Raw genomic sequence first — 15,777 nt, 5'->3', positions numbered from 1 at the left:
CGCGTGCGACAGCGAGCGTGTGCCGGTGCATGAAAAAAAATTCCACGCCCAAACCGTTGGGGTGTTTGCGCGGCCTGTGGGCATCGCGCTTGTGTTTGCGCGGCCCTGGCTGCCAGCCCAGGCCGCGCAACGCATTACGCTTGTCTTCGGGAATCTTGTGCCACTGATCGCGGGTCGCATGCCAGAGCTGGTGGAACAAACGATGCTCGGGGCTGATGACCCAGGCCTGCATGGCCGGGGTATAGGGCAGGCGCTCACGCGCCTCTGGGAACAGGCGCTTGACGGCAACGAAGCGGCTGTCCGCCACCGGCAAGGTAAGGGGCCGATCAAGGCGCTGCAAGCGGCCGCTGAGGGTGCCGCTGCCAGCGTTGGCGAACTCGCCCCACACCTCGTCGAGGCTGGCCACGCACTCATAGCTCGGCCCACCGTCCTGACTGAGCAGGCGCCAGCGCACCTGGGCAGACGAGGCTCCGACCAGATCGCCCAGCACCCGGTAGGCGGCCGGACCATCAGCTCGCAGGCGCTCGCCGGTATCAACGAAACCACGCAGCCCACGGCCTTTGGTGGCGACGTCGAAGAACACCTCGACGCCCTCGCGCGGCAAGCCCTCGAGGCCGCCATCGGCGCCATCGAAACGGATATCCCAGACACCCCGCAAGTGATCGGCCAGCAGTTGCCCGGCAAGGTCGGCAAGCTCGACGCTGGCCTCACCCGGGGTGACGATGTCGTCTTGAGGGTCGTGGATCAGCTCCTTGTGCGCATAGTAGGCGGCGGTACCCGCGGCCCCCGCCACTGCCAGGCCTGCGATGAATCCTCGTCGGGAAATGGTCATTGCGCCTCTATCCGTTCCAGCCATGCTGCGGCTTCTATCCAAGCTAGAACGTACGCTGGCGGGCAAAATTTACCGGGGCTAATTCACCACGGCTGGCGCTCGTTCCTTCAGAAGACTCCTTGCCAGCAGAGGCTGCCGATGACCTCCTTCCTCTCGCGCCTGATTCGCCCGAACCGGGCCAGCGCTTACCGGATCTTCGATGTCGAGCTCAAGACCATCGTGCCCCTGAGCCCTTCGCTGTGTCGTTTCGTCTTCACCGGCGAAGACATCGGGCAAATGACCACCCTGGCGCCGGACCAGCGCATCAAGCTGTTCTTCCCCTCCCCCGACGGCCAGCCACCACGACTCCCCCAGCACGAGAAATGGCAGCAGGCACGGCGCGACCTCCCGGCGGCGCAGACGCCCCCCATGCGCACCTACACGTTGCGCGCCCTGCGGCGCGCGCAGCATGAGGTGGAGGTGGATTTCGTCCTGCATGGGGTCAATGGCCCCGCCTCGGCCTGGGCGACCCATGCGCGCCCCGGTGATCGGCTGCAGATGGTTGCACCGAACCTTGCCTATGACGGCGACCCCGGCGGTTATGAGTGGAAGCCCCCACGCGAGGCACGGCAGATTCTGCTGGTGGGCGACGAGACCGCACTGCCGGCGATTGCCGGGGCGCTCGAACAGTTGGCCGACACCCGCCCGCACCTGGCGGTCGAAGCCTTCATCGAGGTTCCCTTGGAGCTGGACTGCCTTGACCTGCGCCACGGCCCGGCCACCCGGGTGCACTGGCTGCCCCGCGACGTGCTGGCCTGCGATCACGGCCAAGGCATGCTGCACGCGGTGCGCGAACTGGCCACGCTGCCGAACCCGACAGCGACCCGCAACGCCGAACTCGAGGAGGTCGACATCGACCAGCGCATCCTCTGGGAACTGGCCAGCGACAAGGCCGCGGCCTTTCATGCCTGGATCGCCGGGGAGTCGGCGACGGTGATGGAGATCCGTCGCTACCTGATCAAGGAGCGTGGCCTGGCGCGCGACAGCCTGACGCTGATGGGCTATTGGCGGGCCGGACGCACCCTGGAGTAGCATCGACCGCTACGGCACCCGCTGTATTCCCGGGCTCACACACCAAAAACGCTGTCGCACATCTGTAAATCGATGTCATGACAGCCGATTCCGCCGTCACCCCGCCGTTAACGACCGAATCCGGTCCCCTGCACCTGTACAAACGACACAAAAAAACCCTCTGCCTCGCGCATCCTGAGCCCGACTCCCGAGTCACGGACAGACCTACGCACTACACCGCCCTACAACCAATAACAACACCCAGGGACCACACCTATGCTCTCCATGCGAAAACGCTTCGGCGTCCTGCTGTTCTCGCTGTGTGCCACTGCCGTCCAGGCCAAGGAATGGCCCGAAATCCGCTTCGGCGTCTTCCCCGAATACCCACCCTTCGAATCCGTCGCCGCCGATGGCAGCCTGCAAGGCTTCGACATCGAGCTGGGCAACGCCATCTGCGCCAAGCTGCAGGTCAAGTGCACCTGGGTGCATAACGAATTCGACGGCATGATCCCGGCGCTACGTGCGCGCAAGTTCGACGCCATCATGTCGTCGATGGCCGTCACCCCAGCGCGCCTGAAGCAGATCGACTTCACCGACCGCCTGTTCCTCAGCCCCACCTCGGTGGTGGTGCGCGCGTCCGCCGACTTCGGTGATACCCCCGAATCGCTCAAGGGCAAGCAGGTCGGCGTACTGCAGGGCTCGCTGCAGGAAGCCTATGCCCGCGCCGTGCTGACCCCGCTGGGGGTGCAGGTCAGGGCCTACCAGTCCCAGGACCAGAACTATGCCGACCTGCAGAACGGCCGCCTCGACGCCACCGTGACCGACCGCCTCGAGGCGCAACTGAACTTCCTCTCCAAACCCGAAGGCGCCGACTTCAAGAGCGGCCCGGCGATCAAGGACCCAAGCCTGCCACTGGACATTGCCATGGGCCTGCGCAAGACCGACCCGGAGCTCAAGGCGCTGCTCGACAAGGGCATCGCGGCGATCCACGCCGATGGCACCTATGCCGAAATCCAGAAGAAGTACGTGGGCGACCTGGACATCTACAACGAGTGATCGTCGCTGCCGTCGCGGGCCTCGACCTGCCCGCGACGCGGCCAGCGTAGACATCGTCGATCCCCAAGCCATCCCGTCGCACGAGACCCTCTCATGAACGACTTGCTTTCTCTGCAAGGCTTCGGCCCGTTGCTGGCCCAAGGCACCTGGATGACCCTGAAGCTGGCATTCCTGTCGTTGCTGCTCAGCCTGCTGCTCGGCCTGGTCGGCGCCAGCGCCAAGCTGTCGCACTCCAAGCTGCTGCGTATCCCGGCCACCCTCTACACCACACTGATCCGCAGCGTCCCGGACCTGGTGCTGATCCTGCTGTTGTTCTACAGCATGCAGATCTGGCTCAACGACCTCACCGAAGCACTGGGTTGGGACTACGTTGAAATCGACCCCTTCGGCGCCGGCGTGCTGACCCTGGGCTTCATCTACGGCGCCTACTTCACCGAGAACTTCCGCGGCGCCATCCTCAGCGTGCCCGTCGGCCAACTGGAGGCAGCCACCGCCTACGGCCTGAGCCGTGCCCAGCGCTTTCGCCTGGTGCTGTTCCCGCAACTGATGCGTTTCGCCCTGCCAGGGCTTGGCAACAACTGGCTGGTGTTGCTCAAGTCCACCGCACTGGTGTCGATCATCGGCCTGGCCGACCTGGTCAAGGCCGCGCAGAACGCCGGCAAGACCACCAACGACATGCTGTCCTTCCTGTGCCTGGCCGGGTTGGTCTACCTGCTGATCACCACCCTTTCCAACCGCCTGTTCAAGCACCTTGAGCGGCGCTACAACACCGGCGTGCGGGGACTGGCACGATGATCGAACTCCTTCAGCAATACGGCATCGCCTATCTGTACAACGATGGCAGTGGTCTGTCGGGCCTGGCCATGACGCTGTGGTTGTTCCTGGCAAGCATGGTCCTGGGTTTCGTCCTTTCGCTACCCCTGGCGCTGGCGCGGGTATCGCGCCACAGCTGGCTGCGCGTGCCGGTGCAGGTGTACACCTTCGTGTTCCGCGGCACACCGCTCTATATCCAGTTGCTGATCTGCTACACAGGCCTCTACAGCCTGGAGGTGGTGCGCGAACACGCGCTACTCGACCAGTTCTTGCGCAACGCACTCAACTGCACCCTGCTGGCGTTCGTGCTCAACACCTGCGCCTACACCGTGGAGATCTTCGCCGGGGCGATTCGCAACCTGCCTGCCGGTGAGCTGGAGGCGGCCCAGGCCTATGGCTTGCGCGGCTGGAAGCTGAACCTTTTCCTGGTACTGCCCGCGGCCCTGCGCCGCTCGCTGCCGGCCTACAGCAACGAGCTGATCCTCATGCTGCATGCCACCTCGCTGGCCTTCACCGCCACCGTCGCCGACATCCTCAAGGTGGCGCGCGATGCCAACGCTGCGACCTTCCTGACCTTCCAGGCCTTCGGTGTGGCCGCGCTGCTGTACATGTTGCTGTCCTTCGCCCTGGTCGGCCTGTTCCGACTCGCCGAGCGCCGCTGGATGCGCTTCCTTGATCCCGTACGAGGCTGATCCCATGACCGCCACCGCACTGCCTTTGAACTTCGAACACGCGCCCTCCACCCAGGCCCATGCGAGCGCGATCAAGCTCAGCGTCGACGCCCTGCACAAGCACTACGGCGAGCACCAGGTGCTCAAGGGCGTATCGCTGCAGGCCCGCAAGGGCGACGTGATCAGCCTGATCGGCGCCAGTGGCTCGGGCAAGAGCACCTTCCTGCGCTGCATCAACTTCCTCGAACAGCCCGATGCCGGCAGCATCACCCTCGACGGCCAGACCCTGCAGATCCGCCCCGGCACCCGCACGCCGCCACCTGCGCAACTGCAGAACCTGCGCACGCGCCTGGCGATGGTGTTCCAGCATTTCAACCTGTGGAGCCACCTGACCGTGCTGGAAAACATTTGCCTGGCACCGCGCAAGGTGCTGGGCATCAGTGCCGCCGAAGCCCAGGCACGGGCACGCACCTACCTGGACAAGGTCGGCCTGCCCGCGCGCGCCGCCGAGCAGTACCCTGCCTTCCTCTCCGGCGGCCAGCAGCAGCGGGTGGCGATCGCCCGCGCACTGGCCATGGAACCGGAGATCATCCTGTTCGACGAACCGACCTCGGCGCTCGACCCCGAGCTGGTCGGCGAGGTGCTCAAGGTGATACAGACGCTCGCCGAGGAAGGACGTACCATGCTCATGGTCACCCACGAGATGGGCTTTGCCCGTCAGGTGTCCAGCCAGGTGCTGTTCCTGCACCAGGGACTGGTGGAGGAACACGGCAGTGCCGACATCCTCGACCACCCGCAGAGCCCACGCCTGCAACAGTTTCTCTCAAACCGCTTGAAGTGAAGTCACGCCGTATGGATAGCAAGGCCACCCGTTCCCCTGCCAACCCGCCGCTGGACCGCATCGATGAAGCGATCATCGATGTGCTGCGCCACCACGGCAGGATCACCTACGAGAAGCTCTCGACCCTCGTGCACCTGACGCCCAGGCCTTGTCTTGAGCGGGTGCGCAAGCTGGAGCGACGAGGTGTGATCCGCGGCTACGGTGCGATCATCGACCTGCAGCAGGTGTCGCCCGGCCTGTCGCTGTTGGTGCTGGTGGCCTTGTCCAACCAGAGCGGGCGTTCCGCCCAGCGTGCCTTCGAGGCCACCGTGCGGGCCTGCCCGCAGGTCTTTGAATGCCAGCTGATCAGCGGCCATTTCGACTACAGCCTGCGCATGCGCTGCCGCGACATGGAGCACTACCGGGTGCTGACCGAGGCCTGGATGAACGACGACGAACTGCACATCGACAAGCTGGTCGCCCACCCGGAGCTGGCGGCGGTCAAGAGCCTCGCACCACAAGCCTGAAACATCCTTGGGGGCCGCCTGGCGCCCCCTTCACCTCACCCACCCGCGCTTCACACCCCTTCCCTGCGCTAACCGGCACACCAGAGCCTCCGAGCTCGACTGATCGCCAACTGGTCAGACCGGTAAGTCCAAAAAGCCTTGCCAAGCGCCGAAATTCGCGCTTACATTTACCCCGCACTGGACAAACCGGTAAGACCACAATAATTAAGTCCTGCGCTCTTTCGCCCGCCAGCCCCTGGCGTGCATCGAAGCAGGGACACCGAATCAGAGATCCCTCCCATGCTCAAATGGTGCTCGCGTTCGATCTTCCTCCAAGTTGTCCTGGGCCTTGCCCTGGGCGTTATCTGCGGTCTCAGCTTTCCTGAAGTATCCCTGCAGCTCAAACCCCTCGGTGACGGCTTCATCAAGCTGATCAAGATGCTCATCGGCATCATCGTGTTCTGCGTGGTGGTCAGTGGCATCTCCGGCGCGGGCGACCTGAAGAAGGTCGGGCGCATTGGCCTGAAGTCGGTGATCTACTTCGAAATCCTCACCACCATCGCCCTGATCATCGGCCTGGTGCTGGCCTTCTCTACCGGCATCGGCCAAGGTGCCAACATCCACCTCGACCAGCTCTCCAGCGCCGACGCCGGTGCCCTGGCCGATCGCGGTGCGCACATCCACGGCGCCACGGCGTTCTTCATGGATCTGATCCCGACCTCGGTGATCGGTGCCTTCGCCGACAACAACATCCTCCAGGTCCTGCTGTTCGCCGTGCTGTTCGGCAGTGCGCTGAACCTGGTCGGCGAGTCGGCCTCGGGCATCTCGCGCCTGATCAACGAACTGAGCCATGTGATCTTCCGCATCATGGGCATGATCGTGCGCCTGGCGCCGATCGGCGTGTTCGGCGCCATCGCCTTCACCACCAGCAAGTACGGCCTGGAGTCGCTGCAGCACCTGGGCGGGCTGGTGGCGCTGTTCTACATCACCTGTGCAGGCTTCGTGCTGCTGATCCTGGGCACGGTGATGCGGGTGTCGGGGCTGAAATTGATCCCGTTCATCAAGTACCTGCGCGAGGAACTGACCATCGTCCTCGGCACCGCCTCCTCCGACGCCGTACTGCCACAGGTGATGCGCAAGCTCGAACACCTGGGGATCGGCAGTTCCACCGTGGGGCTGGTGATTCCGACCGGCTATTCGTTCAACCTGGACGGTTTCTCGATCTACCTCACCCTGGCCATCGTGTTCATCGCCAACGCCACCGGCACGCCACTGGCCATGACCGACCTGCTGACCATCCTGCTGGTGTCGCTGGTCACCTCCAAGGGCGCCCACGGCATCCCGGGCTCGGCGCTGGTGATCCTGGCCGCCACCCTGACCGCGGTTCCGGCGATCCCGGTGGTCGGCCTGGTGCTGGTGCTGGCCGTGGACTGGTTCATGGGCATCGGCCGGGCACTGACCAACCTGATCGGCAACTGTGTCGCCACCGTGGCCATCGCCCGCTGGGAGAAGGATATCGACATGGAGCGCGCCAACAACGTGCTGGCCGGCAAGCCTGGCTTCGAACCGGTAGCGCGCAAGCAGGGCCAGGCCCATCAGCAGGAATTCTGACCGTGCCAGGGCCGACGTTCAGCGCCGGCCCACAGGCGACAAGACTCAGGTTTCAATCAGGGAGCGAACCGTGATCAGCTCATCGACCGTCGTCAACTCCGTGGTGGAAAAGCTGCGCAAGGCCCTGGCCCGCGGCCAGTGGCGCAGCGGCGAAATGCTGCCCGGCCAGCGCGAGCTGGCCGAACAACTGGGCATCAGCCGCCCCAGCCTGCGCGAAGCGGTGACCGTTCTGGAAACCCTCGGGCTGGTACGCTCGATGCCCGGCAAAGGTGTGCTGGTGCTGGAGGCCGACGCCGCCCTGACACCAGGCACCGAGGGTGTCGGCGCCGCCAGCCTGGCCGATGTGCTGGAGCTGCGCTACACCCTCGAGCCCTTCATCGCCGGGCTGGTCGCGCAATCGGCGGGCAACCAGGACATCGGCCAGTTGCGCCTGACCCTGATGGACCTGCGCGAAGCCGTTGACGCCAACGACAGCGAGGCAGGCGTGGCCGCCTACATCGCCTTCCACGAAGCGCTGTTCGCGCTGACCACCAACCCGATCTTCCAGAGCGTGGTGCAGCAGACCAGCAACGCGCTCAAGCAGAGCGCGGCGATGCTGCGCGACTCCCCCGAACACCTGGCCGCACGGCTCGAAGAGAACGAGGCCGTGGTGCGCGCCATCCGTGCACGCAACAGCGCCCAGGCCAGCGCCCAGATGCGCCGGCACATCCTCGCCGAAGGCCAGCGCATGGGCATCGAACTGAACATCCCGGACGACCAACCGGACCCGCATCTTTGACGTCAGGAGAGCGACCATGACCGCCTTCGCCCACGCCGACCCGCGCCTGCCCCAGCTGATCAAGACCGGCGAAGGCCGCCTGGGCGCCGAACAGATCTACCCACGCCTGTTCGACGCCATCCTCGAACAGCGCCTGCCCCCTGGCAGCGCCCTGCCCGAGCAGGCGCTGGGCAATGCTTTCGGCGTCAGCCGCACCGTGATCCGCCGGGTGCTCGGGCGTCTGGCCGACCAGCAGGTGGTGGTGCAGCGCCCCAGCCACACCGCACACCTGGCCGCACCCGATCCACAGCAGGCGCGCCAGGTGCTCAGTGCCCGGCGCCTGGCCGAAACCACGCTGATCGGCCTGGCCACCCAGCGCGCGCGCCCGGGGCAGATCCGTCAACTGCGCCAATTGGTGGAGCGCGAACGCCTGCACTACGAGCGTGGCGAGCGCTGCACGGCCATCCGCCTGGGCGGCGAATTCCACCTCAAGCTTGCGCAGATGGCCAACAACGCGCCGCTGGCGCGCTTTCTCAACGGCCTGGTGCCGATGACCTCGCTGATCATCGCCCGCTACGAGTCGCCCTGCTGCGAGCACTGCGCCTGGGAAGAGCACGCGGCAATCATCGACGCGGTGGAAGACGGCGACAGCACCGCGGCGCTTGAGCTGATGCACCAGCACCTGGACCGCCTCGAAGCCAAGCTCGACCTCGATCAGAGCGTGCGCGCGTAACGTTTGCGGTAGTCCGCCGGGGTAACTCCGACATGCCGCACGAAAGCGCGGCGCAGGGTGTCGACATTGGCGAAGCCACACAAGGCCGCCACCTGCTTGGGCGGCTCGCGTCCGCCCTCAAGGCGTTCGCGCGCGGCATTGACCCGTGCCAGTTCCACCCAGGCCGCAGGGGTCATGCCGACATCGGCCTGGAACAGCCGGGCGAAGTGCCGCGGGCTGAGGCCCGCCCGCTGCGCCAGGCTGGCGATGCTGTGATCCTCGGCCGGATTGGCCGCCACATAGCGCTGCAACCCCTGAAGCACCGAGCGACCGACCGGCGAAGAGCCACCCTGGCGACTGAACTGCAATTGCCCACCCGGACGCTTGAAGTACATCACCAACTGCCCTGCCACCTGCTTGGCGAGTTCTCGCCCCAGGTCTTCCTCCACCAGGCTCAACGCCAGGTCCAGCCCGGACGTCACACCCGCCGCAGTGCGCACCTTGCCGTCATGGACCTGGATCGCATCGGCCTCCACCTGCACCTCGGGATAGCGCTCGGCCAAGGCCTCGGCGACCGCCCAGTGCGTGGTGATGCGTCGGCCATCGAGCAGGCCGGCAGCAGCCAGGGCGAAGGCCCCGGTGCAGACCGATCCGTAGCGCCGGCAACTGGCGGCACGCCCACGCAACCAGTCGAGGATGCCGCTGCGCAGGTGCTGGCTGGCCGCCTGTGGCGTACCGGCGATCAGCAGGGTGTCGATGGGCTCAATGGTGTCGCCGATCCAGCCATCGGGCAGCAGGCGCGCGCCGGACGAACTGACCAGCGGGCCGGGCTCGCAGGCCAGCAGGCGCAGGCGATAGACCTCGCGACCGGCCTGGCGGTTGGCCTCGGCGAAGACATCGAGCGGGCCGCTGGCGTCGAGCAACTGGACACCGGGCATGGCCAGGATGGCGAGGGTCAGTGAGGGCATCTGGAGATCCTGTAGGAGCGCGAAAAGGCTGACAGCGACAGCATAAGACCCCAGCCTGCCCACCGCGCAGGCCATGTCCGTCGCAAACCGACAATGGCAGGATCTGGCGCATAACGTCAATTGAGGACATACCCCCTCACCGCCACACTGACTCCACCACCAACCCCCCCAAGGAGTCACCCATGTCCACCTCCATCGCCGGTATCCAGGTACCCGACAGCGCCATGGCCCGCGAGATCACCGAACTGGTCCGCGACACCGCCTCGCCATTGCTGTTCCACCATTCCAGCCGGGTGTTCTACTTCGCCGCCCTGGCCGGCAAGCGCCTGGGCCTGAAGTTCGACAGCGAACTGCTGTACTGCGGCTGCATGTTCCACGACATGGGCCTGACCCATCAGCACAGCAGCGACTGCTGCCGCTTCGAGGTCGACGGCGCCAACGCCGCCCGCGACTTCCTCAAGGGCCACGGCATCGCCGAACGCGACATCGAGCGGGTCTGGACCGCCATCGCCCTGCACACCACACCGGGTATTCCCGAGTTCATGCACCCGCTGATCGCGCTGGTTACCGCCGGCGTCGAAACCGACGTCCTTGGCCTGCACCATGAAGGGCTGAGCACCGCCGAGCGCGACGCCGTAGTCCAGGCCCATCCCCGTGGCGAGCAGTTCAAGGAAGCGATCATCCAGGCCTTCTACGATGGCATCCGCCACAAGCCGCAGACCACCTTCGGCAACGTCAAGGGCGATGTCATCGCCGACAAGGAACCGGGCTTTCATCCCGGCAACTTCTGCAGCGTGATCCGCCAGTCCTGCTGGCCAAGCTGAGGCCTCGCTGGCCAAGGCTTGCCGGGCGCCTTACCATGCGCCCGGCAAATCACACGCCAGGAGGCCTTATGCAACACACCATCGCGCCAGTCGGCGCAGAACAGTTCGAGCGCCTGACCGAACTGTGGGAAGCGTCGGTGCGGGCGACGCACGATTTTCTTACCGAAGGCTACATCGAACGCTTGCGCCCGCTGGTGCGCGACCAGTACCTGGGCTTCGTCCAACTGCGCGCCGAGTACGATCAACAGGGCCGGATCCGTGGCTTTGCCGGGGTACACGAGGGCAAGTTAGAGATGCTTTTCGTCGACCCGACCTACCGCGGCCAGGGCATCGGCAAGGCCCTGTTGGCCCAGGTCGTCGCCGAAATGGGCGTGCGCGAGGTCGATGTCAACGAACAGAACCCGCAGGCCGTGGGCTTCTACCTCAACCAGGGCTTCGTCCAGACCGGACGCAGCGAAGTCGATGGGCAGGGCGATCCGTATCCGCTGCTGCATCTGAAACGCGAGGGCTGAACATGGCTTTCGAACTGCAAAAGGGGGCCGCTCTGCGGCCCTTCCCGCTTCTATAATCAGAAGACCTCATCCAGCCTCTACCCAGGGAGGCTACCAGCGTGAACCCGCGCATCCCCCTGTTGCTGCTGTGCCTGCTGCTGACCCTGGCTGGCTGCGCCGGCAAACGCTCCCCACCAGCCCCGCCCCCGGCCACGCTCACCCCCGCCCTCTGGCAACAGATCGACCAGGACCTGATTGGCGCCTCGGTTGCCGCCACCGGCTCGGCCAGCGACTATGCCCGTCGCTCGATGAGGGTCTGGCGCGAACAGGTGCAGCAACGTACCGAAAGCGACTTCATCCCCTGGTTCACCGGCTACTGGACCCAGCAATGGCTGACCCTCAAGGTTGCCTGGTTCAAGATGAACAGCGGCAACGGCAGCGACCCGCCCGAAAAACGTTTGGCGCTCTACCTGCAGGAGCAGTACCACGAGCGGGTGATCGAACCGGTCGCCGAGCAGATCAACCCCGAAGGCATCCGCGACCGTGCCAGCGAGCTGTACCTGCAACTGTTCGCCCAGCAGTTGCCGACGATCATCCAGCGCTACAACGCCCCGCCTGATCAGGTCAGCCAACGCCTGAATCACCTTGCAGCCATCGCCCTGGGCCCACCTGCGGCCAGGGACGCGACGCTCTACCAACTGCTGCGCGCCCAGTCACTGGACCAGCAGCCCGCCTGGCAGGCGCTGCGCCAGCACCTGCACGACCAGGCCGCCAAGGCACCCGGGCAAACCGAGGTGGGGCTGTCGTCGGTGGCCACCCGGGCCAGCGAAAAACTCGGCGCCACCCTCGCCCCGCGCGGCATCGCCAGCGCGGTGGCGGCGGCAGTAGGCAAGGCCGCCGGGGCGATGATCTCGGTGGCGGTGGCCGGTTTCGGCATGATGACCCACGATCGCGATCATCCACAGATGGTCGAGCAACTGCGAGTGATCCTCAACGTGGCGCTGAACGAGGAATGGCGCGAGCTCATGGAGAACCGCCAGAGTGGCGCCCTCTCGGGGGTGTACTACCTGTCGGGGCAGGTCGAGGATGGCCTGCTGTCGGGCGCAGGCCGGCCCTGACGCCTCAGGCCACGGCCATGGCCGAGGTCGGCAGGCCGAAGATGCGGTCGAACGCCCAGTTGTAGACGAAGGTGTAGACCGGCACCAGCACGATGAACGCCAGGTCCACCACGAACGCCTCGACCAGGCTCATGTCCAGCCACCAGGCAATCAGCGGAATCAGGTACAGCACCAGCGTCAGCTGGAAGCCCACCGCGTGCGCCACACGCCGCGCCACGCTGCGACCGCGCTTGGCCTGGCGGCTTTCCCAGCGCTCGAACAGGCTGTTGTAGACCAGGTTCCAGAGCATGGCGATGGTGGTGATCATCACCGCCAGTGGCCCGGTGTGCGAGGCCGGGGTTTCGGACAGGTAGGCCAGGCCCAGCGTGGACATGCACAAGCCAATGAGTTCATAGAAGGTCACGTAGACCAGTTTGCGTTTGACGCCTTGCACCGTGACGACCTCGGGATACAGTGAATGAAGGCGCGGAGAATGAATCAATAATCTTGACAGAAAAAGTCAGCACCTTTCAGATTGACTGAAAGGAGACTTGCATGAACTTTTCCAGCGACAACATCCAACTGTTCCTCGCCGTGCTCGACCGCGGCTCGTTCTCTGCCGCCGCACGGGTACTGGGGCGGGTGCCGTCGGCGGTCAGCATGGCAATCGGCAATCTGGAGGCAGAACTGGGCTACGCCCTGTTCGAGCGCGGTGCCCGCGAGGTGCGCGCCACCGACCGCGCCCGCGCCCTGGAGCCGCACGCGCGGCTGATCGCCGAGCAACTGGGGTTGCTGCAAGTGCATGCGCTCGAACTGTCGCGAGGGCTGGAAAGCAGCCTGGCCATCGCCGTGGTGCCGGACATCGACCCCCGTCCACTGCTGACAGCCATCGCCCGGCTGGGCGAGCGCTACCCGCTGCTCGACATCGAACTGCTCAGTGCCCCGCAGGAGGACGCCCTGCAACTGCTCGACAGCGGCCGCGTCGGGTTGTGCCTGGCCTTTGCCGGGTTGCAGGTCGATCCGCGCCGCAGTTTCCAGCACCTGGGCACCGAGTCGCTGGTGGCCACCTTGTCGCCTCACCATCCAGCCCTGCGCCAAGGGCGTATCCGCGACCTGGAAGACCTGGTGAACATCCGCCAGATCCTGGTGCATAGCCGTGACCTGCCACTGCGCGACACCCGCTCACTGATCGGCACCGCGCACTGGCGCACCGACAGCGTCGACCTGGCCCTGCAGATGGTCGAAGCAGGGCTGGGTTGGGGCGACCTGCCTGCGGCCAGGGTCATGCCACGGGTAGAGGCCGGCCGGCTGGTGCGCCTGGCGTTTCGCAACACCCGCAACGAGCTGCAGCTACCCGTGCATGTGCTGTGGCTCAAGGAGCAGCCACTGGGGCAGGCTGCTCGGGCGCTGGTGGAGTTGCTGGCTGCCGGCTGATCCGTCCATGACCACCCGTCGGCCAGAACGACGTCTAACTCAACCATTTGGCCCGCAGGCCGATACCGATTCCGACAGGCACCGCCACGCGCCACGAGTGCACGGCGGCCTCCCCAGCATCGGCTCAAGGTCTCGAAACATGAACCTGAAGTTCCGCCACAAGATTCTCCTCAGCGCCTGCGGTGTCGTGGTATTGGCATTCGCATTGTTCACCCTCTACAACGACTACCTGCAACGCAACACCATCCGCCAGAACATCGAATCCTCTGTGCAGCAGGCCGGCGCACTGACGGCCAGCAGCGTGCAGAACTGGATGAGCGGACGCATCCTGATCCTGGAGAACCTCGCCCAGGATATCGCCCAGCAAGGCACCGGCAGTCAGGTCGCCGGGCTGGTCGACCAACCCTCCTACACCAGCAACTTCCAGTTCACCTACTTCGGCCAGAACACCGGACTCTTCACCCAGCGCCCCGACGCACAGATGCCCGAAGGCTACGACCCGCGCAAACGCCCTTGGTACACCGCCGCCGCGAGCGCCAACCAGACCCTGCTGACACCGCCCTACCAGGCATCGGTCGGCGGGCTGGTGGTGACCATCGCCATTCCGGTCAAGGCCCGCAGCAATGGCGAGCTGCTCGGAGTGGTCGGGGGTGACCTGAGCCTGGACAGCCTGGTCGACATCATCAACGCCGTGGATTTCGGCGGTATCGGCCACGCCTTCCTGGTCGACCGCGAAGGCCAGGTGATCGTCAGCCCCGACAAGGACCAGCTGATGAAGAACCTCAAGGACATCTACCCCGGCAGCTCCCTGCGGGTCGAGCCGGGCATGCAGGACGTGACCCTCGGCGGCGAAGAGCGGATCGTCTCCTTCACCCAGGTCAAGGGGCTGCCTTCGGCGCAGTGGTACATCGGCCTGTCCATCGACAAGGACAAAGCCTACGCCGCCCTCGGCCAGTTCCGCAGTTCGGCCATCATTGCCATGATCATCGCGGTGGCCGCCATCGCAGCCGTGCTCGGCCTGCTGATCCCACTGCTGATGCGCCCGCTGACCACCATGGGCCGCGCCATGCACGATATCGCCGAAGGCGAAGGCGACCTCACCCGTCGCCTGCAGGTGCAGCACAAGGACGAGTTCGGCGAACTGGCCGCAGCCTTCAACCGCTTCGTCGAGCGTATCCACGCCTCGATCAGCGAAGTGGCCTCGGCCACCCGACAGGTGCACGACCTGTCCGAACAGGTGATGAGCGCTTCCAACGCCTCGATCAACGGGTCCGAGGAACAGAGCCTGCGCACCAACAGCGTGGCAGCGGCGATCAATCAGCTCGGCGCCGCCACCCAGGAGATTGCGCGCAACGCCGCCGATGCCTCGCAGCACGCCAGCGGCGCCAGCGATCAAGCCAACGACGGGCGCCAGGTGGTGGAGGATGCGATCAGCGCCATGACCGCGCTGTCGCACAAGATCAGCGAGTCGTGCGAGCAGATCGAAACCCTCAACGCCAGCACCGACGAGATCGGCAAGATCCTCGACGTGATCAAGGGCATCTCCCAGCAGACCAACCTGCTGGCGCTCAACGCCGCCATCGAAGCCGCTCGCGCCGGGGAAGCCGGGCGAGGCTTTGCCGTGGTCGCCGATGAGGTGCGCAACCTGGCACACCGCACCCAGGAGTCGGCCGAAGAGATCCACCGCATGATCACCAGCCTGCAGGTTGGCTCGCGCGAGGCGGTGCACACCATGAACGCCAGCCAGGTCTCCAGCGAGCAGACCGTGCAGGTGGCCAACCAGGCAGGTGAGCGACTGGCCAGCGTGACCCTGCGCATCGGCGAGATCGATGGCATGAACCAGTCGGTGGCCACGGCGACCGAGGAACAGAGCGCAGTGGTCGAGAGCCTGAACCTGGATATCACCCAGATCAACGCCCTCAACCAGCAAGGGGTGCAGAATCTCAACGAAACCCTGCGCCACTGCGATGCCCTGAGCCAGCAGGCGGGACGCTTGAAGCAGTTGGTAGGCAGTTTCAGGATCTGAAACGGCTTCACTGTTCCCCCTGTAGGAGCGGGCTTGCCCGCGAAAAAGACAGCGCGGTGCCTGGCACGGGCTACGCCCGTGTTCGCGGGCAAGCCCGCTCCTACAGGGG

17 protein-coding genes and 1 pseudogene are annotated in these 15,777 nt (G+C 65.5%); 15 read left to right on the top strand and 3 right to left on the bottom strand.

What is annotated here, in order from left to right; all coding sequences use genetic code 11:
- The coding region (locus ACPZMI_RS01420; RefSeq protein ID WP_426351535.1) for a twin-arginine translocation signal domain-containing protein at positions 1-832 on the bottom strand (832 nt) is incomplete at its 3' end.
- Positions 833-970: 138 nt separating this feature from the next.
- Between ACPZMI_RS01420 and ACPZMI_RS01415 the strand changes: the two genes are divergently transcribed.
- From ACPZMI_RS01415 to ACPZMI_RS01375, 9 genes are all read left to right on the top strand, one after another.
- A complete protein-coding gene (locus ACPZMI_RS01415; RefSeq protein WP_186719715.1) occupies positions 971-1,903 on the top strand; it encodes a siderophore-interacting protein in 933 nt (310 codons plus the stop codon).
- A 255-nt stretch (positions 1,904-2,158) separates the two neighbouring features.
- A complete protein-coding gene (locus ACPZMI_RS01410) occupies positions 2,159-2,938 on the top strand; it encodes an ABC transporter substrate-binding protein (RefSeq protein ID WP_426351534.1) in 780 nt (259 codons plus the stop codon).
- 93 nt (positions 2,939-3,031) lie between these two features.
- Positions 3,032-3,733, top strand: coding sequence for an ABC transporter permease (locus tag ACPZMI_RS01405; RefSeq protein ID WP_426351533.1), 702 nt, complete (start codon positions 3,032-3,034; stop codon positions 3,731-3,733).
- On the top strand, positions 3,730-4,443 hold the full coding sequence (locus tag ACPZMI_RS01400) for an ABC transporter permease (RefSeq protein WP_054892428.1): 714 nt from the start codon (positions 3,730-3,732) through the stop codon (positions 4,441-4,443). Before ACPZMI_RS01405 ends, ACPZMI_RS01400 begins: the two co-directional genes overlap by 4 nt.
- Positions 4,444-4,447: 4 nt before the next feature.
- The gene (locus tag ACPZMI_RS01395) at positions 4,448-5,263 is read left to right on the top strand and encodes an ABC transporter ATP-binding protein (protein ID WP_238343293.1); all 816 of its coding nucleotides are present in this window, start codon (positions 4,448-4,450) and stop codon (positions 5,261-5,263) included.
- A gap of 11 nt (positions 5,264-5,274) precedes the next feature.
- Entirely contained in the window at positions 5,275-5,769 is a 495-nt protein-coding gene (locus tag ACPZMI_RS01390) for an Lrp/AsnC family transcriptional regulator (RefSeq protein WP_186711661.1), read from the top strand.
- Between the two features lie 279 nt (positions 5,770-6,048).
- Entirely contained in the window at positions 6,049-7,359 is a 1,311-nt protein-coding gene (locus ACPZMI_RS01385) for a C4-dicarboxylate transporter DctA (protein WP_186669645.1), read from the top strand.
- 70 nt (positions 7,360-7,429) lie between these two features.
- The gene (locus ACPZMI_RS01380) at positions 7,430-8,137 is read left to right on the top strand and encodes a FadR/GntR family transcriptional regulator (protein ID WP_426351532.1); all 708 of its coding nucleotides are present in this window, start codon (positions 7,430-7,432) and stop codon (positions 8,135-8,137) included.
- Between the two features lie 16 nt (positions 8,138-8,153).
- On the top strand, positions 8,154-8,849 hold the full coding sequence (locus ACPZMI_RS01375; protein ID WP_186711658.1) for a GntR family transcriptional regulator: 696 nt from the start codon (positions 8,154-8,156) through the stop codon (positions 8,847-8,849).
- Here ACPZMI_RS01375 and ACPZMI_RS01370 read toward each other — a convergent pair.
- Entirely contained in the window at positions 8,831-9,796 is a 966-nt protein-coding gene (locus tag ACPZMI_RS01370; protein WP_186719720.1) for a GlxA family transcriptional regulator, read from the bottom strand. The genes ACPZMI_RS01375 and ACPZMI_RS01370 overlap by 19 nt on opposite strands.
- A 182-nt stretch (positions 9,797-9,978) precedes the next feature.
- Between ACPZMI_RS01370 and ACPZMI_RS01365 the strand changes: the two genes are divergently transcribed.
- The 3 genes from ACPZMI_RS01365 (at position 9,979) to ACPZMI_RS01355 (ending at position 12,229) form a co-directional block, all read left to right on the top strand.
- Complete coding sequence (locus ACPZMI_RS01365; RefSeq protein ID WP_186669653.1) at positions 9,979-10,620, top strand: HD domain-containing protein; 642 nt, start codon at positions 9,979-9,981, stop codon at positions 10,618-10,620.
- 68 nt (positions 10,621-10,688) lie between these two features.
- Entirely contained in the window at positions 10,689-11,132 is a 444-nt protein-coding gene (locus ACPZMI_RS01360; protein WP_426351531.1) for a GNAT family N-acetyltransferase, read from the top strand.
- A gap of 98 nt (positions 11,133-11,230) precedes the next feature.
- On the top strand, positions 11,231-12,229 hold the full coding sequence (locus ACPZMI_RS01355) for a hypothetical protein (RefSeq protein ID WP_411384123.1): 999 nt from the start codon (positions 11,231-11,233) through the stop codon (positions 12,227-12,229).
- Between the two features lie 4 nt (positions 12,230-12,233).
- Here ACPZMI_RS01355 and ACPZMI_RS01350 read toward each other — a convergent pair whose 3' ends face one another.
- Positions 12,234-12,662, bottom strand: coding sequence for a PACE efflux transporter (locus ACPZMI_RS01350; protein ID WP_186666685.1), 429 nt, complete (start codon positions 12,660-12,662; stop codon positions 12,234-12,236).
- Between the two features lie 101 nt (positions 12,663-12,763).
- Between ACPZMI_RS01350 and ACPZMI_RS01345 the strand changes: the two genes are divergently transcribed.
- The 3 genes and pseudogenes from ACPZMI_RS01345 to ACPZMI_RS01335 all read left to right on the top strand — a co-directional run bounded on the left by ACPZMI_RS01345 (position 12,764) and on the right by ACPZMI_RS01335 (position 15,668).
- Positions 12,764-13,642 carry a LysR family transcriptional regulator gene (locus ACPZMI_RS01345; RefSeq protein WP_411384122.1) on the top strand — a complete coding sequence of 293 codons (879 nt, stop codon included), beginning with the start codon at positions 12,764-12,766 and terminating at the stop codon, positions 13,640-13,642.
- A pseudogene (locus tag ACPZMI_RS01340) lies at positions 13,569-14,813 on the top strand (HAMP domain-containing protein); the annotation flags it as partial. The gene ACPZMI_RS01345 and the pseudogene ACPZMI_RS01340, both read left to right, overlap by 74 nt.
- 69 nt (positions 14,814-14,882) lie before the next feature.
- Positions 14,883-15,668, top strand: a complete 786-nt coding sequence (locus ACPZMI_RS01335; RefSeq protein WP_411384458.1) for a methyl-accepting chemotaxis protein — start codon at positions 14,883-14,885, stop codon at positions 15,666-15,668.
- Positions 15,669-15,777 lie beyond the last annotated feature (109 nt).

Origin of the sequence: Pseudomonas wayambapalatensis, from assembly GCF_049942315.1 — a bacterium.
Classification (GTDB): domain Bacteria; phylum Pseudomonadota; class Gammaproteobacteria; order Pseudomonadales; family Pseudomonadaceae; genus Aquipseudomonas; species Aquipseudomonas wayambapalatensis.
This window is presented reverse-complemented; position numbering and strand designations above follow the sequence as displayed.